General features: G+C 64.5%; 20 protein-coding genes. 12 read left to right on the top strand and 8 right to left on the bottom strand.

Going from position 1 to position 24454, the window contains the following annotated elements; all coding sequences use genetic code 11:
- The first annotated feature begins 22 nt into the window (after positions 1-22).
- Entirely contained in the window at positions 23-550 is a 528-nt protein-coding gene (locus HBJ55_RS04595; protein WP_422674170.1) for a GNAT family N-acetyltransferase, read from the top strand.
- Position 551: 1 nt separating this feature from the next.
- On the opposite strand, the gene nadC is transcribed toward HBJ55_RS04595, so the two are convergent.
- Positions 552-1406, bottom strand: coding sequence for a carboxylating nicotinate-nucleotide diphosphorylase (gene nadC, locus HBJ55_RS04590; RefSeq protein WP_167111505.1), 855 nt, complete (start codon positions 1404-1406; stop codon positions 552-554).
- A gap of 78 nt (positions 1407-1484) precedes the next feature.
- On the opposite strand from nadC, the gene ampD reads away from it, so the two are divergent.
- The 6 genes from ampD to HBJ55_RS04560 all read left to right on the top strand — a co-directional run bounded on the left by ampD (position 1485) and on the right by HBJ55_RS04560 (position 9562).
- Positions 1485-2045 (top strand): 1,6-anhydro-N-acetylmuramyl-L-alanine amidase AmpD, encoded by a 561-nt coding sequence (gene ampD, locus HBJ55_RS04585; protein ID WP_167111503.1) that lies wholly within the window; start codon positions 1485-1487, stop codon positions 2043-2045.
- Positions 2046-2379: 334 nt separating this feature from the next.
- On the top strand, positions 2380-5052 hold the full coding sequence (gene aceE, locus HBJ55_RS04580) for a pyruvate dehydrogenase (acetyl-transferring), homodimeric type (RefSeq protein WP_167111501.1): 2673 nt from the start codon (positions 2380-2382) through the stop codon (positions 5050-5052).
- Between the two features lie 61 nt (positions 5053-5113).
- Complete coding sequence (aceF, locus tag HBJ55_RS04575; protein WP_167111499.1) at positions 5114-7120, top strand: pyruvate dehydrogenase complex dihydrolipoyllysine-residue acetyltransferase; 2007 nt, start codon at positions 5114-5116, stop codon at positions 7118-7120.
- Positions 7121-7354: 234 nt separating this feature from the next.
- A complete protein-coding gene (gene adk, locus HBJ55_RS04570; protein ID WP_167111497.1) occupies positions 7355-8011 on the top strand; it encodes an adenylate kinase in 657 nt (218 codons plus the stop codon).
- Positions 8012-8132: 121 nt separating this feature from the next.
- Positions 8133-8837, top strand: a complete 705-nt coding sequence (tsaB, locus tag HBJ55_RS04565) for a tRNA (adenosine(37)-N6)-threonylcarbamoyltransferase complex dimerization subunit type 1 TsaB (protein WP_167111495.1) — start codon at positions 8133-8135, stop codon at positions 8835-8837.
- Positions 8834-9562 (top strand): class I SAM-dependent methyltransferase, encoded by a 729-nt coding sequence (locus tag HBJ55_RS04560; protein ID WP_167111512.1) that lies wholly within the window; start codon positions 8834-8836, stop codon positions 9560-9562. The genes tsaB and HBJ55_RS04560 overlap by 4 nt, the downstream gene beginning before the upstream one ends.
- Here HBJ55_RS04560 and plsB read toward each other — a convergent pair.
- A complete protein-coding gene (gene plsB / locus HBJ55_RS04555; RefSeq protein ID WP_167111493.1) occupies positions 9549-11990 on the bottom strand; it encodes a glycerol-3-phosphate 1-O-acyltransferase PlsB in 2442 nt (813 codons plus the stop codon). The two genes, HBJ55_RS04560 and plsB, sit on opposite strands and share 14 nt — an antisense overlap.
- Before the next feature lie 122 nt (positions 11991-12112).
- Here plsB and HBJ55_RS04550 point away from each other — a divergent pair, with 122 nt between their 5' ends.
- Positions 12113-13234: a phospholipase D-like domain-containing protein gene (locus HBJ55_RS04550; protein WP_167111491.1), complete on the top strand. Its 1122-nt coding sequence runs from the start codon at positions 12113-12115 to the stop codon at positions 13232-13234.
- A gap of 99 nt (positions 13235-13333) precedes the next feature.
- Here the strand turns inward: HBJ55_RS04550 and HBJ55_RS04545 are convergent, their stop codons facing one another.
- Entirely contained in the window at positions 13334-13984 is a 651-nt protein-coding gene (locus HBJ55_RS04545) for a YecA/YgfB family protein (RefSeq protein WP_167111489.1), read from the bottom strand.
- An 83-nt stretch (positions 13985-14067) separates the two neighbouring features.
- On the opposite strand from HBJ55_RS04545, the gene HBJ55_RS04540 reads away from it, so the two are divergent.
- Together HBJ55_RS04540 and acs are read left to right on the top strand one after the other, a co-directional pair.
- Positions 14068-14637 carry a SprT family zinc-dependent metalloprotease gene (locus HBJ55_RS04540; RefSeq protein WP_167111487.1) on the top strand — a complete coding sequence of 190 codons (570 nt, stop codon included), beginning with the start codon at positions 14068-14070 and terminating at the stop codon, positions 14635-14637.
- 151 nt (positions 14638-14788) lie between these two features.
- Entirely contained in the window at positions 14789-16738 is a 1950-nt protein-coding gene (acs, locus tag HBJ55_RS04535) for an acetate--CoA ligase (RefSeq protein WP_167111485.1), read from the top strand.
- A gap of 288 nt (positions 16739-17026) precedes the next feature.
- On the opposite strand, the gene ku (HBJ55_RS04530) is transcribed toward acs, so the two are convergent.
- The 5 genes from ku (HBJ55_RS04530) to HBJ55_RS04510 all read right to left on the bottom strand — a co-directional run bounded on the left by ku (HBJ55_RS04530) (position 17027) and on the right by HBJ55_RS04510 (position 22405).
- Positions 17027-18241: a non-homologous end joining protein Ku gene (gene ku / locus HBJ55_RS04530; protein ID WP_167111483.1), complete on the bottom strand. Its 1215-nt coding sequence runs from the start codon at positions 18239-18241 to the stop codon at positions 17027-17029.
- Entirely contained in the window at positions 18234-19010 is a 777-nt protein-coding gene (gene ku / locus HBJ55_RS04525) for a non-homologous end joining protein Ku (protein ID WP_167111481.1), read from the bottom strand. Before ku (HBJ55_RS04525) ends, ku (HBJ55_RS04530) begins: the two co-directional genes overlap by 8 nt.
- Entirely contained in the window at positions 19010-19231 is a 222-nt protein-coding gene (locus tag HBJ55_RS04520) for a hypothetical protein (RefSeq protein WP_167111479.1), read from the bottom strand. Before HBJ55_RS04520 ends, ku (HBJ55_RS04525) begins: the two co-directional genes overlap by 1 nt.
- A gap of 27 nt (positions 19232-19258) precedes the next feature.
- Positions 19259-21808: a DNA ligase D gene (gene ligD, locus HBJ55_RS04515; protein WP_167111477.1), complete on the bottom strand. Its 2550-nt coding sequence runs from the start codon at positions 21806-21808 to the stop codon at positions 19259-19261.
- Between the two features lie 144 nt (positions 21809-21952).
- Positions 21953-22405: a PA2171 family ribosome-binding persister protein gene (locus HBJ55_RS04510; RefSeq protein ID WP_167111474.1), complete on the bottom strand. Its 453-nt coding sequence runs from the start codon at positions 22403-22405 to the stop codon at positions 21953-21955.
- Positions 22406-22684: 279 nt separating this feature from the next.
- On the opposite strand from HBJ55_RS04510, the gene HBJ55_RS04505 reads away from it, so the two are divergent.
- Together HBJ55_RS04505 and HBJ55_RS04500 are read left to right on the top strand one after the other, a co-directional pair.
- A complete protein-coding gene (locus HBJ55_RS04505) occupies positions 22685-23977 on the top strand; it encodes an ATP-grasp domain-containing protein (protein WP_167111472.1) in 1293 nt (430 codons plus the stop codon).
- Positions 23978-23992: 15 nt separating this feature from the next.
- On the top strand, positions 23993-24454 hold a 462-nt coding region (locus tag HBJ55_RS04500), incomplete at its 3' end, for a CocE/NonD family hydrolase (RefSeq protein WP_338071966.1).

The raw sequence follows: 24454 nt of genomic DNA, 5'->3' as shown, positions 1-24454 counted from the left end.
AGGGGCAGGGAAGATGGAAACGATGACGATGAACGATGCGCCGTCCCCGAGGAGCGGTTCGCCGCGGATACTCTATCGTCAGGCCAAGGCGCGTGACGGTGCCGACCAGGCCGAGGTCTTCCATCACGCCGTGATGCAGGGCGCAGCCGCTCATTACAGCGTGGAGCAGCGTGCGGCCTGGGCCGCGACGATGCCAAGGGAAGCCAGTGCGTGGGTCGCACGCCAGGCGCTCTACACGACCCTGATGGCTACCTGCGACGGGCGCTGCGTAGGGTTTCTGGAGCTGGACATCCCCAAGGGGTACATCCACACCCTCTACGTATGGCCTTCGCTGTCGCGGCGCGGCATTGGCTCGACCCTGCTGGTGCATGCCGAGCGCATGCTGCTCGAGCACGGTTGGGGGCATGCCACCATCGATGCCAGCCGCATGCTGGCCGAGAGCCTGCTGCGGCGCGGCTGGCGAGACCTCGGCACGGAATGGGTAACGAGAAATGGCGTACGACTCGAGAGGCAGCGCCTGGAAAAGCGCCTTTCCGCTATAGAAACTTGATTCAGGCGTCGCGTAGCTCAGTGATGCGCATCGACAGGTCTATCGCCTTGATGTCCTTGGTCAGGGCGCCGCTGGAGATGCAATCGACGCCGGTCTCGGCGATCTGGCGCAGCGTACCCTCGTCAACGTTGCCGGAGGCTTCCAGCGTGGCCCGACCGGCATTGCGCTTTACCGCCTCACGCATGTCGTCCAGCGTGAAGTTGTCCAGCATGACGATGTCGGCACCGGCCGCCAGGGCCTGGTCGAGTTCAGCGAAACTCTCCACTTCCACTTCCACCGGCAAGTCACGGGCAATGCTGCGCGCCTCCTTGACCGCGGCGGCGATGCTGCCACAGGCGGCGATGTGGTTCTCCTTGATCAGGAAGGCGTCGTACAGCCCGATGCGGTGGTTGTGTCCGCCACCGCAGGTCACCGCGTACTTCTGCGCCAGGCGCAGGCCGGGCAGTGTCTTGCGGGTATCGAGCAGGCGCACGCCGGTACCTGCGATAAGATCGACATAATGGCGCGTACGGGTGGCAGTGGCGGAGAGCGTCTGAAGCAGGTTGAGGGCTGCACGCTCTCCGGTCAGCAGGCGGCGGGCGGGGCCTTCGATCTCGAGGAAGCACTGGTCGGCCTCCAGGAGGTCGCCGTCGGCGGCGCTCCAGCGCAAGCGGATGCTGGGGTCGAGACGTCGATAAATCTCCTCGACCCAGGCCATGCCGCACAGCACCGCCGGTTCGCGGGTGATGACCCTGGCAGTGGCCCACTGCGACTCGGGAATCAGCTGCGCGGTGATGTCGGCGGGGCCGACATCCTCGGCCAGCAGGTGGGCGGCGGCTTCACGGATCGCTTCGGCGAGGGCGTCCTGATAATGCATGGCGGGCCTTTTCATGTTCATGGAGCGTCAGGATCGTCATTATAGAGGAATCCAGCTCCAGGACGTCAGGGGATCGAGATGAGAATCGAGGAAGGTTGGCTAACGGGTATTCGGCGCGTGCCGTCGCCCAACCAGGATGCACGCCCCGCAAGCGAAGTCTCGGCGGTGGTGCTGCATTCGATCAGCCTGCCGCCCGGCGAGTTCGGCGGCGAGCACATCGAGCAGTTGTTCACCAATACGCTGGATGCCTCGGCGCATCCCTTCTTCTCCAGCATCGCCCAGTTGCAGGTTTCCGCTCATTTGCTGATTCGGCGCGACGGCGAGTGCGTGCAGTTCGTGCCCTTCGATCGCCGTGCCTGGCATGCCGGTCGTTCCTGTTGGATCGATCAGGAACGGGTGCGACGGGCGCTGAACGACTTCACCGTGGGCATCGAGCTGGAGGGTGACGAGGTCCATGCCTATCGTGACGCCCAGTACCGGACGCTTGCCTCGGTCACGAAGGCTCTCAAGCTGAACTACCCTGACATGAACTACGCGCGTATCACCAGCCATGCGAGAGTCGCCCCGCTGCGCAAGACCGATCCCGGCGCGGCCTTCGATTGGGCTTATTTTCGTCAGTGTCTCAAGGCGTTGGGTTGATCCAAGTGGGGATAGTCAAAGTAGGGCGCAAAATAATCATACGGTAGTTTTATTACATCCCGGATATTTTCGGTTGAAACTATCGGCGGGGCGCGTAACAGCTTGTGTTGCAATGCAATATTGCGAATGTGGAAAAAAATTCCACTCCGGTTTTATTGGCAGGGAGGCCACTTTACGGTATGTTCTACGCCATTCGTTGTATACGCTTCTGTAAAATGACTACAACAGCCGCGTCGCGGCCTGACATTCCCCTGATCGTCAGTAGCATTGACCCGTCCCAGCGTCCAAGCGCAAGGGGCGATCTGACATCACATTGTCACTCGGAGAGACGTCTATGAGTCTGGAGGCAAGAGAAGATTTCGATCCGGTCGAAACCACGGAATGGCTGGATTCCCTGGAGTCGGTCCTGGATCGTGAGGGCGAGGAACGCGCCCGGTACCTGCTGACACGCCTGGCCGACCGGCTGCGTCGTGACGGCATGCAGGCACCCTTCTCGGTGACCACGCCGCATCGCAACACCATCCCGGTGCACCGCGAAGCGCCGATGCCGGGTGATTTGTTCATGGAGCGGCGCATCCGCTCGCTGATCCGCTACAACGCCATCGCCCAGGTCATCCGCAACAATCGCGCCAACCCGGGCCTGGGTGGGCATATCGCCAGCTTCATGTCTGCCGCCACGCTCTATGACGTCGGCTTCAACCATTTCTTCCGGGCGCCCAACGGCGACTTCGAGGGCGATCTGGTCTACATCCAGGGCCACGTGGCGCCCGGCGTCTATGCCCGCGCCTACCTGGAAGGGCGCCTCACCGAGGCGCAGATGGACAAGTATCGCCAGGAAGTCGACGGCGATGGCCTATCGTCCTATCCGCACCCCTGGCTGATGCCGGACTTCTGGCAGTTCCCCACCGTCTCCATGGGCCTCGGCCCGATCCAGGCGATCTACCAGGCTCACGTGATGAAGTACCTCGATTCGCGCGAGCTCCGGAAAATGCACGATCGCAAGATCTGGTGCTTCATGGGCGACGGCGAGTGCGACGAGCCGGAATCGCTGGGTGCCATCCACCTGGCCAGCCGCGAGAAGCTCGACAACCTGATCTTCGTCGTCAACTGCAACCTGCAGCGCCTGGACGGCCCGGTTCGCGGCAACGGCCGCATCATGGACGAGCTCGAGGGTGTCTTCCGCGGCGCCGGCTGGAACGTGCTCAAGGTGGTCTGGGGCCGGCTGTGGGATCCGCTGTTCGAGAAGGACAAGAAGGGCATCCTGCAGAAGCGCATGGACGAGGCGGTCGACGGCGAGTACCAGAACTACAAGGCCATCGACGGCGGTTACACCCGCGAGCACTTCTTCGGCAAGTACCCCGAGACCGCCGAGATGGTCAAGGACCTGTCCGACGAGGACATCTGGCGCCTCAATCGTGGCGGTCATGATCCGTTCAAGGTCTACGCGGCCTACCATGAGGCGGTCAACAACGCCAACGGTCGTCCCACCGTGATCCTGGCGCATACCGTCAAGGGCTACGGCATGGGCAGCGGCGAAGGCGAGGCTTCCATGGAAGCCCACCAGGTCAAGACCATGGAATACGAGGCGCTGCGCAAGTTCCGCGATCGCTTCGGCATTCCGCTGACCGACGAGCAGCTCAAGGAGGTGCCGTACTACAAGCCGGAGGACGACTCGCCCGAGCTCAAGTACATGCACCTCCAGCGCGAGCGCCTGGGTGGCTACCTGCCGCAGCGGCGCAGCGACTTCCAGGCGCTGACGATCCCCACTCTCGAAGACAAGACCTTTGCCACCCAGCTGGCCGGCTCCAAGGGACGTGAAATCTCCACGACCATGGCCTTCGTGCGCATTCTCAATGGTCTGGTGAAGGACAAGAAAATCGGCCAGCAGGTGGTGCCGATCGTCCCCGACGAGGCGCGTACCTTCGGCATGGAGGGCATGTTCCGCCAGCTCGGCATCTATACCTCCGAAGGTCAGAAATACGAGCCCGTCGACAAGGGCCAGATCATGTTCTACCGCGAGGACAAGAAGGGTCAGATCCTCGAGGAGGGCATCACCGAGGCCGGCGCGATGTCGGCGTGGATCGCTGCGGCGACTTCCTACAGCAACCACAACCTGCCGCTGCTGCCGTTCTACATCTACTACTCGATGTTCGGTTTCCAGCGCATCGGTGACCTGGCCTGGGCCGCCGGCGACCTGCAGGCGCGGGGCTTCCTGGTCGGCGGCACTGCCGGGCGCACCACGCTCAACGGCGAAGGCCTGCAGCACCAGGATGGCCACAGCCACCTGCAGGCGGCGATGATCCCCAACTGCCGCAGCTACGACCCGACCTATGCCCACGAGGTCTCGGTGATCGTCCAGGACGGTCTGAAGCGCATGTTCGCCGACAAGGAGAACTGCTTCTACTACCTGACGGTGATGAACGAGAACTACGAGCATCCCGAACTCGAGAACGTGCCTGCCGAAGACATCATCAAGGGCATGTACCTGCTGCGCGAGCATCAGGGCGACAAGGGCCATGTGCAGCTGCTCGGCTCCGGCACCATCCTGCGCGAGGTGGAAGCAGCGGCGCAGATGCTGGCCGACGAATGGGGCGTGGCATCCGACGTGTGGAGCGTGACCAGCTTCAATGAGCTGCGCCGCGAAGCGCTGCTGCTCGAGCGCGAGGCGTTCATCAGCGCCGCCGACGAGCCGGTCAAGCCGCACGTCACCCGCTGCCTGGAAGGCCGCAAGGGGCCGGCCATCGCCTCCACCGACTACATGCGCCTGTTCGCCGACCAGGTTCGTGCCTGGGTGCCGACCGACTACCATGTATTGGGAACCGACGGCTATGGTCGCTCCGATACCCGCGAGAAGCTGCGTCACTTCTTCGAGGTCGATCGCTACTTCGTAACCGTGGCCTCGCTCAAGGCGTTGGCCGACCGTGGCGAGCTGGATCGCAAGGTCGTCACCGAGGCGATCAAGAAATACGGCATCGATCCCAGCAAGCCCAATCCGCTGACGAGCTGATCCGGTGGCAAGGCGGGCATGAGCCCGCCTGTTCCAGGCACGATTTGGAAGGAGCGCGACCTTGAGTAGCGAAATCATAAAAGTTCCAGACATCGGCGGCAGCGAAGACGTCGAGATCATCGAAATCGCCGTATCCGAAGGGGACGTCATCCAGCCCGAGGACACCCTGATCACGCTGGAGTCCGACAAGGCCAGCATGGACGTACCCTCGCCCAAGGGCGGTAAGGTCGTTCGCGTGCTGGTGAAGGAGGGCGATACCGTCTCCGAGGGCGACGACATCGTCGAACTCGAGGTGGAGGGTGGCGGTAGCGATGACGCCGGCAGCGACGGGAAGGCCGAGGCCAAGCGAGAAGAGGCGCCCAAGGAATCCCCGGCCGCCGAAGAGAAGCCGGCGGCGAAGAAATCCTCCGGCGGCGGCAAGCGCACCGTCGAGATCAAGGTGCCCGACCTGGGTGGTTCGGAGAACGTCGAGGTGATCGAGGTGGCCGTCTCCGAAGGGGATGAGGTCAATGAAGAGGATCCCTTGATCACCCTGGAGTCCGACAAGGCCTCCATGGACGTGCCGAGCCCCTACGCCGGCAAGCTGGTGTCCTTCACCGTCAAGGAGGGCGATACCGTCTCCGAGGGCGACGTGATCGGTACCATGGAGATCGCTGGCGACGGCGAGGCCGATGAAGCCGAGCCCGAGGCGGTGGAAACCACCGCGGAACCCGCCGAACAGGCCGAGGCCCCGGCCGAGGAAGAGGCCATCAGCGGCGAACCCGAGCGCAAGGAGATCCGCGTGCCGGATCTTTCCGGCTCGAGCGACGTGCCGATCATCGAGATCGCCGTCAGTGCCGGGGACGAGGTCGACGAAGAGGATCCGCTGATCACCCTGGAGTCCGACAAGGCCTCCATGGACGTGCCGAGCCCCTACAAGGGCAAGCTGATCGAGCTCACGGTGAAGGAGGGCGACACCGTCTCCGAGGGCGATCTGATCGGCTATATCGAAGTGGCCGGGGCCAAGCCGCGGGCGGCCACGCCCAAGGCCAGCAAGGCGCCGAGCGAGCCGAGCGAAAAGCCGGCTTCGCCCACCCAGGCCAAGCCGACCCCGGCCGGCACACCGAGCCCCGAGGCGCAGATGGCGGCTCACAAGCCGCGCGACGGCAAGCTGGTCCACGCTGGCCCCGCGGTGCGCATGCTGGCCCGCGAACTCGGCGTCGACCTGGGGCTGGTCAAGCCGAGCGGGCCCAAGGAGCGGGTGCTGAAGGAGGACGTCCACGCCTACGTCAAGCAGGTGATGGCCGGCCAGGCCAAGGCGCCTGCCGCCGCACCGGCCGCGACCGGTGGTGCCGGCATCCCGCCGGTGCCGGACCAGGACTTCAGCCAGTTCGGCGAAGTGGAAGAGAAGCCGATGGGCCGCCTGCTCAAGATGGGCGCCACCAACTTGCATCGCAGTTGGCTCAACGTACCCCACGTCACCCAGTTCGACGAGGCGGACATCACCGAGCTGGAGGCCTTCCGCAAGTCGATGAAGGCGGAAGCCGAGGCCCAGGGTGCCAAGCTCACGCCGCTGCCGTTCATGATCAAGGCGTGCGCTTTCGCCCTGCGCAAGTTCCCGCAGTTCAACGTCAGCCTGAAGAGCGACGGCGAGACTCTGGTGTGGAAGAAGTACGTTCACATCGGCGTCGCGGTCGACACTCCCGACGGGCTGATGGTGCCGGTGATCCGCGATGCCGACAAGAAGTCGCTGATCGAACTGGCCAAGGAGAGCGTGGAGCTGGCCGGCAAGGCGCAGTCGAAGAAGCTCAAGCGCGAGGAGATGACCGGCGGCTGCTTCACTATTTCCAGCCTGGGCTCCATCGGCGGCACTGCCTTCACGCCGATCGTCAACGCCCCGGAGGTCGCCATCCTCGGGGTCTCCAAGGCGCAGATGAAGCCTGTGTGGAACGGCTCCGACTTCGAGCCGAGGCTGATGATGCCGCTGTCCCTCTCCTACGATCACCGGGCCGTCAACGGTGCCGACGCTGCGCGCTTCACCGCCTTCCTGGCGGCGGCGCTCAGCGATATCCGGCGCATGCTGATGTGATCGTGGGCTGAAGCAGCTCGACGGCGCCCTGCGGGGCGCCGTCGCTGTTTGGGACCTCATTTCAGGGTGGGATACCAAAGTGCAACCTGGCCTTAATAGGCTGAAAACGCAGCAGCTTTGGACAGGTGTGCGAGCTTTTGGTCAGCCTGCGGTTGTCTACCGGTGCCACCGCGGTTATCGTTCATGACATTCCGTTTACTCATAAGAATTTCCACTCTCTCAAGGAGCAGCTAGATGCGTTTGATCCTGTTGGGCGCGCCGGGTGCCGGCAAGGGTACCCAGGCCCAGTTCATCTGCGAACGCTACAAGATTCCGCAGATTTCCACCGGTGACATGCTGCGCGCGGCAGTCAAGGAGGGCAGTGAGCTGGGGCTGAAGGTCAAGGAGATCATGACCAGTGGTGGCCTGGTGTCCGACGATCTCATCATCTCGCTGGTCAAGGAGCGCATCGCTCAGCCCGACTGCGAGAACGGTTTCCTGTTCGACGGCTTTCCGCGCACGATTCCCCAGGCCGATGCCATGAAGGAGGCCGGGGTCAAGATCGACCACGTGCTTGAGATCGCCGTGGCGGACGAGGAGATCGTCAAGCGACTGGCGGGCCGTCGCGTGCACCCGGACTCCGGTCGGGTCTATCACGTCGAATACAACCCACCGAAGCAGGAGGGCAAGGACGACGTCACCGGAGAGCCGCTGATCCAGCGCGACGACGACCGCGAATCCACCGTGCGCAACCGTCTGGCGGTATACCACGAGCAGACCGCACCGCTGGTCGACTACTACCGGCAGTGGGCCGAGGAGGAGCCGCAAGCGGCGCCCGCCTATCATCGCGTGGAAGGTATCGGCAGCGTCGACGAGATCACGCGCAAGGTAGCCGAGGCGCTCGAAGGTTAACTCTTTTCGAGCACCTGTTGAGCAGCGGCCCGCCCTGGCGGGCCGCTCTCGCTAGGGGCCATCGTCCTGCACCGCTCGGCGGCGTATAATGGCCTGCCCATGCCTTGACGCGACAATACCTATGCCGACCCTGCTGGCCCTTGACGCTTCCTCCAGCGCTTGCTCTGCTGCCCTGCTGCTACGGCGCGACGGCGCCGAGGAGCGGCTCGTTTCCCGCTTCGCCCTGACGCCGCGCGAGCATACTCGCCGCCTGCTGCCCATGGTCGACGAGGTATTGGCCGAGGCGGGCGTATCGCCTGTCGATCTGGATGCCGTGGCCTACGGCCGCGGCCCGGGCTCCTTCACCGGGCTGCGCATTGCCGCCGGCACGGCCCAGGGGTTGGCCTATGGCCTGGACCGCCCACTGCTGGGCATCTCGACCCTCGAGGCGCTGGCGCTGGCGGCACATCGACGCCACGGTGTCGAGCATGTCGTCACCGCCATGGATGCGCGCATGGGCGAGATCTACGTGGCCGCCTGGCGCTGTCGCGATGGCACGACCGAGGCGCTGCTCGAGGAAGCGGTAATTCCGCCTCAGCGCTTGCAATTGCCCGCGATTGCCGGCCAGGGCGGGTGGTATGGCATCGGCTCCGGCTGGTCGCTGTGGGAAGCGATGCCGGCCGAGGTCCAGGCGGTTGTCGGCCAGCGCGACGCCGAATCCGAGCCGGCGGCGGAGGAGATGGTGATGCTGGCGGCACGCGACTATGCGGTGGGAGCGCGCACCACCGCCCATGAGGCGCAGCCGATCTATCTGCGCGACGAGGTGGCGTGGCAGAAGGGCAAATGAGCTTCGTCGATGCGCGGTCGGGCCGGGTGAGCGAGGGACTTACGCTTCTGCGCGAAGGGGATGCCCTGGTGCTGGCCGGTGACCCGGCCCGCTATGGCAAGCCGCTACGGGTCGACTTCGCCGAGGGCCGTGCCGCGCACCGACGCCGCTTCGGTGGCGGCCGGGGGCAATTGGTCGCACGGGCCTGTGGTCTTGCCTCGGGCGTGACGCCCCGCGTGGTCGATGCCACCGCCGGCCTGGGGCGCGACGCCTTCGTGCTGGCGAGTCTCGGGGCCGAGGTGCTGTTGATCGAACGCGTATCGGCGATCCATGCCCTGCTGGAGGATGGCTTGGCGCGTGCCGCCCGGGACCCCGAGACGGCGGACATCGTGGCCCGCATGCGGTTGGTGCATGGTGACGCGGCCCGCGATCTCGCCACACTGGTCGCCGCCGGCGCGGTGCCGCCTCAGGTCATCCATCTCGATCCCATGTTCCCGCATCGCGAGAAATCGGCCCTGGTGAAGAAGGAGATGCGGTTGTTCCGCGAACTTGCCGGTGACGACGAAGATGCCCCGCGGCTGCTGGAAGCGGCGCTGGACGTAGCCACCCACCGCGTGGTGGTCAAGCGGCCGCGCAAGGCACCACCCATCGCAGGCCCGGCGCCGCAGCACGTCGTCGAAGGCAAGACCAGCCGCTACGACCTCTACGTACACCGCTCCCTCAGGGCTTCCCCTAGCCATGGCTGATGAGCTGTAGTCGGTGCCTCAGCGCCGGATCGTAAAGCTCTCCGGTTCGTTGCGCGGCGCTGCGTAGCCGTTCGTCGAACCACAGTCGCTCGTCTTTCTCCCAGATCCAGCCTTCGGCTTCCAGGCTTTCGATCAGGCTGGCGAACAGCTTGCCGTCGAAGAATTCCGGCGCATCGCGCCCTGTGAGCAGTGCCAGGCGCTCGGTCAGTTGCTGGCTGCGTTCGGCCAGGGCGTCACGACTCAGGCTTCCGGGAAAGTGGTCGAGCAGGATTGCCAACAGCAGATAGCCGCGCTCCAGCGAGGGCTGCATCAGTCTCGCCAGCAAGTGCAGCTGTTCGCCGGCTTCCAGGCTCTTGGGGCGCTGCCAGTCGTCCCCTTGGCGCTGCAGCAATCCCTCCTGGCACAGTGCCTCCAACATCGTGGGCAGCGCCTGTGGCAGCATCACCGGCTCGAGGAATAGCTCGCGAGCCAGTATCGGCCAGGGTGGGCCGAGCTGAGCGAGCAGGCCCTCGAGGTCGTGGCGCGGAGCATGGCGAAAGGCGAAGGCGGTCAGGCCGGCCAGGGCGAACAAATGCAACACGTTGTTGCGGTACCACACCAGCAGACTGGCCTGTTCCGCCGTCACCATGATGATGTCGCCCAGCGCGTGCGGGCGGCGTTCGATCATCCCCAGGGCGACGACCTCGGCGATCCAGTCGTCGGGATCTCCCTGCGGCAGGCTGACGTGGCGCCCGCCGGGGCAGTGGCGCTGCAGGGCGGTTAGCAGAGCGAGCTGACGCGACATCAGGCTGGCTTCGATGGCGTGGTGGGGCGTGGCCAACAGCACCAGCGCCACCAGATTGACCGGATTGAGGGCCGCCGCGGCGTTGATGCGCCGGGCCAGCTCATCGCCGAGTCCTGGCACGGCCTGGTTGAGCCAGGCAGGCTTGGCCTGGGTGAGGTCGTCTCTCCAGCCCGGCATGGTGTCGTTGAGCCAGGTGCCGAGCTGCAGTGGCTCGCCGACGTTCACCGTCACCTTGCCGAATGGCTGGCGCAGCTGGCCGAGCACTCGCAGCAGCGCCAGTGGCGATTCCTTGCGCTTCTTGCCGCCACGCAGCTCGCGCTGATAGCTGGCGTTCTCGATGATGCGCTCGTAGCCGACATAGACCGGGATGAACACGAGACGGGGCGGGCTGGTACCTGCCGCGCTGCGGCGGAACGAGCGCAGCGTCATCGACAGCATGCCGGGACGCGGTGAGAGCATGCGGCCGCTGCGCGAGCGTCCACCCTCGATGAAGTACTCCAAGGGGTGGCCACGCTCCAGCAGTCGATGCAGATATTCGTTGAAGACAGCCGCATAGAGTGGCTTGTCGCGGAAGCTGCGGCGCAGGAAGAAGGCGCCGCCGCGGCGCAACAGCGGACCGATCAGCGGCATGTTCAGATTTCGCCCTGCGGCGATGTGCGGCGGCATCAGGCCGTCGCGATAGAGTACGTAGGAGAGCAGCAGATAATCGATGTGGCTGCGGTGGCAGGGGACGTAGACCAGCGTATGGTCGCCGGCCAGCGCCTTGACCCGATCGAGGCCGCGCACCTCGACGCCATCGTACAGACGGTTCCACAGCCGGCGCAGCAGGCCGTCCATGAAGCGCAGCACCGGATAGGTCATGTTAGAGGCGATTTCGCGACCGTAGCGCAGGGCGCGTCGTTGGAGGCGTTCAGGGGAGCGCTTCTCGGCGGGCGCCAGCTCGCCGATGACGCGGCGCACTTCGGGGCTTGCCGCCACGCCCTCGATCAGGGTGCGGCGGTGGGAGAGGTCGGGGCCGAGGACTCGGGTGCGCATGCGCCGGAAGTGGACTCGCAGCAGCCGCGCGCTCTTGCGGTTGGCCACGGCGGGGCCACGCTCGTCGAGCAGGTCGCGCAGCTTGAGCGGCGCGCCGAAGTGGACCTCCACGCTCTTGCCGTTGACCAGCACCGACAGCGCTCGTCGCAGCCGCCCGGTCAACTGCCAGCTGTCGGCTGCCAGCAGGCGCCAGAAGCCGAAGCGCTTGCCCGGCGCGCGGCCCCAGAACACGCTCACCGGGATCAACTGGATATCAGCCTCTGGGTGGGTATCCAGATGCTCGAGCGCCTGACGAAAGGGTGCTTCCAGCGCACGGCTGCGCCGCCACAGGCGGCGCTGCCTGGTGGGAAGCGCGACGCTGGCCGGCAGCGCAAGGTTGTCCAGGAAAATCCTGCCGCGGGCCGGCGGCAGTCCGTGGCGCTGGCCAAGGACCTCGAGCAGCAGCGCATCGGAGAGCGCCGAATGGGGCAGTACGTAGAGTGTGGGTAGCGCAGGGTCGATGGACAAGTCGCCGGGGTCGGGCTCGATGAGGCGGGTCTCGACCCAGGCCTTGATCAAGCCCTTCAGCGGGGCGCGAAGTGCAGCGAGCAGTGTGTGGGCTAGGGCCATCCGATTGCCTCGACGTCGAACCGAGGGGCCAGTATAGCCATGGTGCCATTTCGGGTCAGGTGCTTTCCCTTGACGGGCAAACGTGCGTCAATCACGGCAGGAGAGGTGACGGGAGGCATGCCATGCATGGCGTGTGGCGGGACGGCAATCGGTTCGAATTGCTGGCGGAGTCGTCGTGCTTCCTGCCGGCGATGTTCACAGCCATCGAGGAGGCGCGCCGCTCGATCCTCATCGAGCTCTACCTGATGGAGTCGGGGCGCTTGGCCACGGCGCTGATCGAGGCGCTGTGCCGGGCCGCTGAGCGCGGTGTGGCGGTCGCGCTGATGCTGGATGCCTATGGTGCCATGGGTCTTGACGGCGAGGATCGCCGACGCCTGGAGCAGGCTGGTGTGGCGCTGCGCCTGTTCAATCCGCTGGGGCTGCGTTCGCTGACGCGCAATCTGACTCGCGATCATCGCAAGCTGGTGGTGATCGACGGCCGCGTGGCCTTCACTGGTGGCTTCGGTGCGGTGGATGAGTTCATCGAGGCTTGGTACGAAGTCGCAGTGCGCATCGAGGGGCCGGTCATTGCCGACTGGGTGAGGCTGTTCTCGCGGCTTTGGGATTCACCGCTGACGCGTGGCGCGGGCGAGACGGCCATGGTGCGGCACCTACAGCTCGAACTCCTTCCCCATGAGGATTACCATGGCATGCGTGGCCGAGTGGTGTGGGGGCAGGGCTATCGCTACCAGGCTATTCGCCACTCGCTCTATGGCCGGGTGTCATCGGCTCAACGCCGCATCTGGCTGTGCACGCCCTACTTCGTACCCACCCGCAGCCTGCGTAGGCGGCTGGCTCGTGCCTCCCGCCGCGGCGTCGACGTGCGCCTGCTGTTGCCTGGCCGTGACCACGACCACCCTTGGGTGCGTTATGCCGGCCAGCGCTTCTATCGGAGGCTGCTGCGCGCCGGGGTGCGCATCTTCGAATTCCAACCCAGCTTCATTCACGCCAAGTTCTCGCTGGTCGACCAGTGGTCGAGCCTGGGCTCGTGCAATTTCGATCATTGGAGTTTGCACTGGAATCTTGAGGCCAACCAGGAAGTGGACGATGCCCGCTTCGCCGGCGAGGTGGCGGCACTGTTCGAGCGCAACTTCGCCGCCAGCCGCGAGATCAGCCATCGGGAGTGGGTGCAGCGCCCGCGCTGGCAGCGCTTCAAGGAGTGGATTTTCGGCAGCTTCGATGCCTGGCTGACGCGGCTAAGGTAGCCACGAGCTAAACTCCTGCCCGAAGCCCGAAGCCCGAAGCCCGAAGCCCGAAGCCCGAAGCCCGAAGCCCGAAGCCCGAAGCCCGAAGCCCGAAGCGCTTTACCGCTTGCCCTTGCCGCGGCCGGCGGGCTTCTTCTTGCGCGGCATCGGCTTGGGTGTCTCGGGCGGTACGCGGTAGTGCAGATAGAGGTCCAGCACCAAGTCGGGCAGTTGTCTGACCAGCGACTCCAGGCGTGCGGTGTCCGCCACCATTTCGGCCATATCCGGCTCGTCGTCGAACAGCCCGGAAAGCGCCATGAACGGCAGCAGCAGGGTGGCCACGGTCTCCTCGTCCTGTTCGAACCAGGCCGTTTCGTCGAGAAACACGGCCTCCATGAAACCGGCACACCAGTCGCCGATGGGCGTCTCCTCCGGCGGCAGGCCGTCCAGCGTGAGTTCGAAGGGCAGCTCGGGCAGCCCACCCTGTTCCAGAGTAGCGATGGCGTTGTCGCGCAGCTTCTCCAGCAATCCCAGGATTTCGCTGCGTTCGGTGGCGTCGACGAAGGTGGGCTCGCCGTGGAACAGCTCGGCCACCCAGGTGGCGGCCTCCAGCTCGCGCGGCGCCACGGCCAGGGCGATGAGGAAGCCGTGAGCAGAGATCAGGTCCAGGGCGTCGGGATCGACGCTCTCGGATTCGAGGAAATCATCGAGACGTTCTAGCTCCTCGTCCTCGAGCAGGGGCTGGGGCAGGGGCAGGGGCGTGTCTGACATGGGCCTCTCGCATGGCATCGTGAAAGCGGGTAGTGGCCGCGCCGGGCTGGACGTCACCCTGGCGGGACGTCATTCTAGCACCCATGAGACGACCCACGCTTCCCGATCCTTCCCCCGAATGGCTGGCGAGCCTCGACGAGGCGACGCTTCACCAGGCTCTGCTGGCGCGGGTGGAGGCCGCCTGGCAGTTGTGCTGCCAGTACCACCCCGATCTGCCGCGGCCCAAGGTCTGGTGCGACCTGCGCGGAAAATGTGCCGGCCAGGCCCACTACGGCCGCGGCGGGCTACGCTTCAACCCGGTGCTCTATGCCGAGAATCGGCATGCCTTCCTGACCGAGGTCGTGCCCCATGAGATGGCTCACTGGCTGGTGCGCCACCTGCGCGACGGGCGCCAGGCAAAGCCCCATGGGCACGAGTGGCGAACCGTGATGGAGCGCCTGTTCGGTCTCGAGGCAAACGTGACGCACTCCTTCGATACCCGCCGGGCGAGCCCGACGCCTTACCGTTACCACTGTGGCTGCCAGGCGCACTTCTTTACATCGCGCCGCCATTCGCTGGCCCGCAAGGGGCGTCGCTATCGTTGCCTCTCGTGCGCCGAGACCTTGGTCTATCAGTCCTTTGTAGAGAATGAAAAACGTGCTACAAATGGCTGATTAATAAAGAAAAAATCCTGATACCAATGTCTAAGTGGAAGGCCCGCGCCGAGGGTATATGCTGATGGGCGAATCTGAAGCCGGCGCAACCCACAACAAAGCTGCCGGTAACATCCACCGTGAGGGTGCATCTCCTGGAAGAGGCTAGCCAATGACCGATCAGCATAACGTCCATCCGGTACGCGACGACTTCGCCGCCAACGCCTGGATCGATCGCGACAAATATCAGGCCATGTACAAGCAATCCGTCGACGATCCCGAAGGATTCTGGGCGGAGCAGGCCAAGCGTATCGACTGGTTCAAGGCGCCGACGAAGATCAAGCATACCTCTTTCGACGCACATAACGTCGACATACGCTGGTTCGAGGACGGTACCCTGAACGCCAGCGTCAGCTGCCTCGACCGCCACTTGGAAAAGCGCGGCGACCAGACCGCCATCGTCTGGGAGGGCGACGACCCCCAGGATTCCAAGCACGTCAGCTACCGTGAGCTGCACGCCAAGACCTGTCAGTTGGCCAATGCGCTCAAGGAACTCGGCATCGGCAAGGGCGATGTCGTCACCCTCTACATGCCGATGATTCCTGAAGCCGCGGTGGCCATGCTGGCCTGTGCCCGCATCGGTGCCGTGCACTCGGTGGTGTTCGGCGGCTTCTCCCCCGACGCCCTGGCCCAGCGCATCATCGGCGCCGACTCCAAGCTCGTCATCACCGCCGACGAGTCGGTGCGCGGTGGCAAGCAGGTGCCGCTCAAGGACAACGTCGACGCCGCCCTGACCCGCAAGGGTACCGAGGTGTGCGAGAGCGTGCTGGTGGTCAAGCGCACCGGCGGCGAGATCGAGTGGAAGGACGGGCGCGACGTCTGGTACCACGACCTGGTCGACAAGCAGGCGAGCGACTGCCCGGCCGAGGAGATGAACGCCGAGGACCCGCTGTTCATCCTCTACACTTCCGGTTCCACCGGGGCGCCCAAGGGCCTCAAGCACACCACCGGCGGCTATCTGGTCTACGCCAGCATGACCCACCAGTACGTCTTCGATTACCAGGATGGCGAAGTGTACTGGTGTACCGCCGACGTGGGCTGGGTCACCGGCCACAGCTACATCGTCTACGGCCCGCTGGCCAATGGCGCCACCACGCTAATGTTCGAAGGCGTGCCGAGCTATCCCAGCCATGGCCGCATGGGCGAGATCGTCGACAAGCACAACGTCAGCATCCTCTACACCGCGCCGACCGCCATTCGTGCCCTCATGGCGCACGGCGACGGCGTGATGGATTCCAGCAAGCGCGACAGCCTGCGCCTGCTCGGCTCGGTGGGCGAGCCGATCAATCCCGAGGCGTGGGAATGGTTCTACCGTGTGATCGGTAACTCCAAGTGCCCGATCGTCGATACCTGGTGGCAGACCGAGACCGGCGGCATCATGATCGCACCGCTGCCCGGCGCCATGGATCTCAAGCCGGGCTCTGCCACGCTGCCGTTCTTCGGCGTTATGCCGGCGCTGGTCGACAACGAGGGCAACGAGCTCAAGGGGGCCGTCGACGGCAACCTAGTGATCACCGACTCCTGGCCCGGCCAGGCTCGCTCGATCTGGGGCGATCACGACCGCTTCGTGCAGACCTACTTCTCCACCTACAAGGGGCTGTATTTCACCGGTGACGGCTGCCGTCGCGACGAGGACGGCTACTACTGGATCACCGGTCGCGTCGACGACGTGCTCAACGTCTCCGGCCACCGCATGGGCACCGCCGAGATCGAATCTTCACTGGTGGCTCACGAGGCCGTGGCCGAGGCCGCCGTGGTCGGCTTCCCCCACGACATCAAGGGCCAGGGCATCTACATCTACGTAACCCTGACCGATGGCGTCGAGCCGAGCGACGAGCTCAAGAAGGAGCTGACCCAGTGGGTGCGCAAGGATATCGGGCCGATCGCCTCGCCCGATGTCATCCAGTGGGCGCCGGGCCTGCCCAAGACCCGCTCGGGCAAGATCATGCGTCGCATCCTGCGCAAGATCGCCGCCAATGAAACCGATGGTCTGGGCGATACCAGCACCCTGGCCGATCCGAGCGTGGTGGATGATCTGATCGAGAACCGCGCCATCAAGTAAGGAGGCACTATACAAATAGCTGCGCGAGCGAATCGCTGCGTTGCGCGGTGCCGAAGCGTCGGACCGTCGGAATCCTCACATATAACCCATATGCTCCGGTTGACTTGAAACCTTCGGTTTCTCGCTCCTCCGGAGCCATCCTACGGATGTTTGTCGCTTCGCTCGGTTCTGTGCGCCGCGCGCCTTGCGCTTCATCTCGCTCGCTGATTTGTTCAGCACCTCCAAATTGGCAGGAACAGCCAACCGAGAGGTCACAACTAGCCGGCCCTATGGGCCGGCTTTTTCGTCTCAGCTTGCCCTGGCAATTGCCTCGACCAGTTCGGCCTTGCTCATGCGGCTGCGGCCGGGTACGTCGAGCTGCTGGGCGCGCTCATAAAGTTCGTCGCGGGAGAGCCCAGCCAGCTCGGCAGGGCGGCGCTTGCCTCGTGGTGCGGTACTGGCTTTGCCGTCCTTGCCATGGCCACGCTTGCCGGCGCTGCGCTTTTCACTCTCGCCACGCTTGGTCGCCGGGCGCTTCTGCGCCGTACTGCGCTTGGCTGATGTGCCGTCGCTGCGCTTGCCGCTGGGCTTGCCGGTCGTGCGGGTACCTCGTTCCTCCTGCCCGGGCGGGCGTCCTTCGGCCAAGCTCTGCTTGAGAACCTGCATCAGGTCGACGACTTCGCCGCCCTGTTCCGGCTCGACGTCCGGCTCGCGCTGCTCTTCGCCCAGTTCGATCACGTCCTCTCCGCGGGAAAGCTTCTCCTCGGCGCGCGCCACGATACGCTGGCTCTGCAGGTCCTGGAGCGCCTCGCCTACAAGCTCGTCCTCGGTCAACCCGTCGATGGCCTGCTGCATGGCCTTGACCCGCTGCTTGTCGGGTCTGGCAGCCTCGGGCAGGTCGATGTCCTCGGGCGCGCGCACCTCCTCGGCGAAGCGCAGGGTCTCGGCGCGCAGGATTCCCTTCTCGGCAATGATTGCCACCAGGTACTCCTTGCCGCGCATGACGAAGGTGGCGATACCGGCGCGTTCGGAGGCCTCCATGCTTTCGGCCAGTAGGCGGTAGGCCTTGGTCACGCCCTTGTCGGGGGTCATGAAGTAGGCGCGCTGAAAGTACATCGGATCGATCTCGTCGAGGCCGACGAAGCGCTTGAGGTCGATCTCCTGGGATTTCTCCGGGGCCAGCGACTCGAGTTCATGGTCTTCCACCACCACGAACTCGTTCTTCTCGACCTCATAACCGCGGATCAGCTCGTCGTAGTCGAGCACGCGCTCCTCTTTCTCGCAGAAGTAGCGCCGCGCCAGCGGTGTGCCGTCCTGGTCGACCATGCGCAGCGACACCGGCTTGGGCCGGTTGGCCGGATAGAGATTGACCGGCAGGCTGACCAGGCCGAAGGTGATGGTGCCCGACCACAGCGGGCGTGGGCCGCTGGCGTGGAAGCGCTTCTTCTCTTCGCCCTGGGCCGTTTCGTCTTTGGCCTTGCGCTTGTCTTTTCCCTTGCCGGGACGCTTGCTCTGGCTAGGCACGCTTGCGCTCCTTCTTCAGGCTGGCCTCGAGCGCCTTCGACAAGTCGTCGGAGGGCTCACGGCGACGAATGGGCGTGACCTTGATGCTCTTGCCGCGCTGCTTGGCCTCGATAAGCTCGAGCACACGTTCGCGATACTCGTCGTGGTACTCCTCGGGGTCGAATTCCGCCTCCAGCATGCCGATCAACTGGCGCGCCATGTCGAGCTCCTTGGCGTCGAGCGTCTTGCCCTTCGGCGGCTCCAGGGCATCCACGGGGACCACCTGCTCCTCGTGGCGCAGCGACATCAGCATGGGCACGCCGCGGTGCAGGCGCAGGGCGCCGACGTAGCTTTTCTTGCGCATGACCCAGCGCGCCAGTCCCTCCTTGCCGCTATTGCCCAGCGCCTCGGCCAGGGCAAAGTAGAGCGACTCGCTGCCATCCGGGCCGAGGTAGTAGGGGCGGTCGTACCAGCGGTGGTCGATCACCTGTGGCGGCATGAAGCGGATCACCTCGATATCGCGGCCCGAATCCGGCTCCAGCGCCTCGAGTTCCTCCTTGTCGAACACCACCAGGCTGCCCTCGTCGGTGCGATAGGCGCGGCGGGTCTCGGCGTAGGGCACGATAGCCTCGGTCTCGGGGTTGACCATGGCCTGCTTGACCGGCGAGCGGTCCTTCTCGTGGAGCAGGCGGAAGTGCACGCTGCGGTCCTGCACCGCAGAGTAGAGCTTCACAGGCACCTCCACTTCGCCGAAGCGGATCACGCCTTTCCACATGGCTCGTGCCGCCATCAGCTCTCCTCCCGGTGGCTTTCTTGCTGCGCTTGATGGTCGTTCTGCTCATGGCATTCCGGACACACCGTTTCGCGGCTCTCGAAGCGCGTCGCAACGCAAACCGGGCAGATTGGCTGGTCACAGTAGATGCAGTGGTAGCCTGCCTCGTAGTGGAAGGTGCGCAGGCAGAACTGACAGGTCTCGGGGCCGGATTCTAGCCACCAGGGCGCTTCGCTCATGTCATCTCCCTCGTTCTGTCCTGTTGCCTACTTCACGCCGACGCGTTTGAGCAGGTCGGCATCCAGTGGACGCGCCGCTTCGGAGAAATCTGCCCAGGGGTCCTCTCGCAGGGCCGAAAGCCGCCGACGCAGGTTCTCGACGTTGTAGCGGTCGGCGCGCAGCGCGGCGTTGAGCTCGTCCCAGCGGATCGGTACCGCGACAGGGGCGTTCTGGCGCGCCCTCACCGTATAGGAAGCCACCGCCGTGGCGCCGCGACCGTTGCGCAGGTAGTCGATGAAGATGCGTCCCTCGCGCTTGGCCTTGGACATGTTGGTGGTCAATCGCTTGGGATCGTCTTTGGCGTGCTGCTCGGCGACGGCGCGGGCGAAGGCCTTGGCCGGGTCCCACTCGGCGCTGGGCTCGAGCGGTACGACCAGGTGTAGCCCCTTGCCGCCGGTGGTGCGCAGGAACGGTGTGAGCCCCAGCGATTCGATGCGTTCGCGCAGGGTGCCGGCAACACGCAGGATCTCCTTCCAGGCCATGCCCTCGTCGGGGTCGAGGTCGAACACCAGGCTATCGGGCTGCTCGAGATGGTCGATGCGGCTGCCCCAGGGATGGATCTCGAGCGCGCCGGCCTGCACCAGACCCACCAGGTCGGCGGCCGACTCGACGTAGACGTATTCGGCGCTGCCTTGCTTCTCCGGCACGTCGATGCGCGGCACGCTGGCCGGGATGGCGCGGCGCGGGTGCTTCTGGAAGAAGCACTCGTCGTTGCGGCCCTGGGGGCAGCGCACCAGCGACAGCGGTCGTCGGGCCAGATGGGGCAAGACCCACTCCTGGATCTGCTCGTAGAAGCGTGCCAGATCGAGCTTGGTCAGGCCCTGTTCGGGGAACAGCACGCGGTCGGGGTGGGTGAGGCGTACGCCGAGCAGCGAGGTCTCGTCCTTTCGCTTGCGGCCGCTCGTGCCTGCCTTGCCGTCCTCTGCAGGCTCGCTTTCGGCGGCCATCTCCTTGGTCGGGGTCATGCGGATCTCCTCCGGGTTGCGGTCCTCGCGCAGGCCGCGAAACGCCGGGTGACGCAGGCGGCCGTCGCGAGTGCGCTCGGTGAACTCCACCTCGATCACCACTTCGGGGCGCACCCAGTGCACCGAGCGGCTGTCCGGCACGCTGCCGTGGAAGGGCGAACGTTTCACCTCGATTTCCTGCAGTATGGCGCTGAGCTGCTCCAGCAGGCGGTTGTTGAAGCCGGTGCCGACGCGACCGGCGTAGATCAGCCCCTGCTTGGCATAGGCACCCATCAGCAGTGAGCCGAAGCCACTGCGCGAACCACCGGGGTCGGTGTAGCCCCCGACCACGAACTCCTCGTGGCTGACGCACTTGACCTTGAGCCAGTCGCGGCTGCGCTTCTGCTGGTAACGGCTGTCGGCGCGCTTGCAGATGATGCCCTCGAGGCCCATCTGGCAGGCGCGCTCATGGAACGCCTTGCCCTGGGTCTCGATATGGTCGGAGTAGCGGATGGTGCCTTCCTTCATTCTTGCGGCGTCGAGCAGCGCCTCGAGGGTACGCTTGCGCTCGAGCAGTGCTACGCCCGAGAGGTCGTGGCCTTCGAGATAGGGCAGGTCGAATACCTGGTAGACGAGGGCAGAAGTGCGCCCACTGCTCAGTGCCTCCTGCAGTTGGCCGAAGCGACTGATGCCATCCTTGCCCACGGCCACCACCTCGCCATCGAGCAGCGCCGAATCCACTGGCAATGGGGCGAGCGCCCGGGTGAGCTCGGGAAAGCGGTGAGTCCAGTCTTTGCCGTTGCGGGTAATGAGCCGCACGTCGCCGCTCTCGACGCGGGCGAGCAGGCGATAGCCATCGAGCTTGATCTCGTGGATCCAGTCGCCCTTGGAGGGCACTTCGCGAGCCAGGGTGGCGAGCTGCGGCTTGACCTCCCGCGGCAGTTTCGCGCGCCGGGCGCCGTCGAGGAGCGAGGGCTCCGGCGGGGCGGGAGAGGCCTGGGTATCGCCATCATTCGATGACCAGGTGGCATCGCAATCTTCGGCGATCTGGCGCATGCTGCGTCCGCTGGCGATGCTGGTGTCTTCATCGACGCTGAGCGAGTCGTCCATACGCGGCTCGTCGTCGTGGCGCTTGATCAACAGCCAGTTGCGCTCGTGCTTGTCTTGGCGCTTGCCGCTCATGCGGGCCAAGGTCCAATTGCCCCTGAGCCGCTCGCCGTCTAGCTCGAGATCGAGGCGATCCTGTTTGGGGCGGCCCTTGACGCGCCACGTGCCGCGATCCCACAGCATTACGGTGCCGCCGCCGTAGGCCTTTTCGGGAATCACGCCTTCGAAGTCGGCGTATTCCAGCGGATGGTCCTCTACCTCGACGGCCAGGCGCTTCTCGCCGGGCTCGAGGCTCGGCCCCTTGGGCAGGGCCCAGCTCCTGAGCACGCCGTCCTGTTCCAGTCGCAGGTCGAAGTGGTCGTGACTCGCCGCGTGCTTGTGCATCACGTAAAGTTCGCCCGGTGGGCTCCCGCCTCGCGCTTCGCCGGCGGGCTCCCGGGTGCGCGTGAAATCGCGCTTGCGGCGGTACTCCTCAAGTCGTTCCATCGGCTCCATCCTTGGCCGCTGGCTCCCAGGCAAAAGGCCTCTTCTCAGCCTAGCTCCGCTTGGCGGGGGCGCCAAATGGACGTTTGATGCATTGGGCCCCGGCATTCTGCCGAGGCCCATCGAAAGGCGTGTGCGCGTTCAGGCTCAGGCGGCCATCAGCTCTTTCTTGCGTAACTGCATCTTCTCGCCAAGCTCCTCGAGCTGTCGTGTCGACATGGTCTTTCTGGCCTGGGGAAACATCTCTTCCTCTTCTTCTTCAGCGTGATGCTCTATGAGTTCCTTGAGCACCTTGGCACGTCCTGAAAACTGCGTGCCGGTGGGATCGGCCTGCTTGAGGTCAGGCATGACCAGGTCCTCGACGGCTCGATGTTCCTCGTGGGCCTCGTAGTACATCTTGTCGTTCGCCTTGCCGCTGGCCTCTTTGAACGCCGGGTAGAAGATCTCTTCCTCGATCTGGGTATGGACTTGCATCTCCTTTTCTATTCTTGCCAGCAACTCAGGCCGCTTCTTCTCGGCGCGCTCAGTGGTGTTGACCAGTTGCTCCAGCAGTTCGCGTACCTTGTCGTGATCTTCCTTGAGCAGATCGAGAGCGTTCACGATGTTACCTCCTGTAGGCATCAATTCGGGCTCATCTCGCCACGCCGCCGGGTCGTGCTCGGCGCTTCCAAGTTCAACTTAGCCAGCTTCCGTGCGCTGTCAAATCGAAGCAGAAACAAGGCACGTCGCGTGCCGATTTGTTTCACAGAGTTTGGAAGGGTAAAGAATCGTCTTCCTCATGGAACCTTGGGCGGCGCTTACTTATCTTTGAGGAGTGTATGGAAGAGAGGGGAGCCTTTCGATGCGGCTCTCCAACAGTACTGTCATGGAGATAGACGGATGAAGCGGAACATTTTTGTCGTAGCGCTGGAAGACCATCAGCGCCAGGAACTCGAGACCCTGCGCCACTCCGATGAGTTCAACGTGCACAGCCTCCTGTCGGTCAAGACGGCCGTGGAGTCGGAGCGTTTCTCTTTCGATGCGTTATTGGATGAAGCGCGCCGCAAGCTGGAGGCATTCGACGGCTCCATCGACGCCATTGTGGCGCAGTGGGACTTTCCCACCAGCGTGATGGTTCCGATCCTGTGTCGGGAATACGACATTCCCTCGCCCTCGGTCGAGAGCGTACTCAAGTGCGAGCACAAGTACTGGAGTCGACTGGAGCAGCAGAAGGTCGTTCCCGAGGTGGTGCCCGAGTTCTGCGGCGTCCATCCGTTCGCGGAGGATCCGCTCTCGCAGGTTACGATCGACTATCCCTTCTGGATCAAGCCGGTCAAGGCGTTCTCCTCCCATCTCGGTTTCAAGATCGAGAACGAAGAGCAGTTCCACGAAGCGATCAAGGAGATTCGCGAGGGAATTCGTCAACTGGGCGATCCGTTCAACGAGGCGCTGGGGCATGTCGAGCTGCCGCCGGAAATCCAGGAGATGGATGGTAACTCCTGCATCGCCGAACAGATCGTCTCCGGCGTGCAAGGCGCCCCGGAGGGCACCGTCTACCGCGGCGAGTTCAACGTTCACGGCATCATTGCCCAGCCGAATTCAGTCAACGAGGACATACCGTTCGATCGCCTGGAATACCCCAGCAATCTACCCGAAACGCTGCATCACAAGATGGTCGAGGTATCCAAGAAGTTCCTCGAACACATCGGCTATGACAACGGCTGTTTCAACGTCGAGTTCATGTGGGACGAGGAGGCAGACCAGCTGTGGCTGATCGAGGTGAATACGCGTATCTCACAGTCCCACAGCGAGATCTTCATCATGGTCGACGGCATGTCGAATCACGAGGTCGCCGTCGATATCGCGTTGGGTGAGCGCCCCTCACTGGTCAATCGCCAGGGGGAGTTCCCGGTCGCTGCCAAGTGCTGGATACCTTACAAGCATGAGGATGGCATCGTGCGGCGCGTACCGAGCGAGGATGAGATCGAGGAGCTCAAGCGACGCTACCCGGGCACCATGGTACGGCTCGATGTGGAGCCGGGCGATCGTCTGGGGGAACTCATGCATCAGGACAGCTTTAGCTACCGCCTGGGAACCCTCTACATTGCGGGTGAGGATCACGATCAGATCGAGGAGCGCTACAAGGCGTGCCTCGAAGAGCTCAAGTTCGAGATCGAACCCGTACAGGACTGAACTCAAGGAGGTTTCGTGAGTGTCGTAGAGTCGTTTCCCTACCAGGTTCGCGAGATCGAGAACGTCTTCATCCCGATGCGCGACGGGGCGCAGCTGGCCGCAAGGATCTGGCTGCCCGAGGAGGCCGAGCGCACGCCGATGCCGGCGATCATGGAATACATCCCATACCGCAAGCGCGATATTACTCGTGGGCGGGATGCCACCAACCATGCCTACCTGGCCGGACACGGTTATGTCTGCATTCGGGTCGACATGCGCGGCAGTGGCGACTCGGATGGGGTACTGACCGACGAGTACACCCAGCAGGAGCAGGAGGATGGGGTCGACGCCATCGCCTGGCTCGCCGAGCAGCCCTGGTGCGATGGTAACGTCGGCATGATGGGCATCTCCTGGGGGGGCTTCAATAGCCTGCAGGTGGCGGCCAAGCGGCCGCCGGCCCTCAAGGCGATCATCAGCATCTGCTCGAGTGATGACCTG

This window comes from Billgrantia bachuensis, assembly GCF_011742165.1.
In the GTDB taxonomy this organism is placed as follows: domain Bacteria; phylum Pseudomonadota; class Gammaproteobacteria; order Pseudomonadales; family Halomonadaceae; genus Halomonas; species Halomonas bachuensis.
Note: the sequence above shows the minus strand (reverse complement) of the source record. Positions and strands in the feature narration are given on the sequence as shown.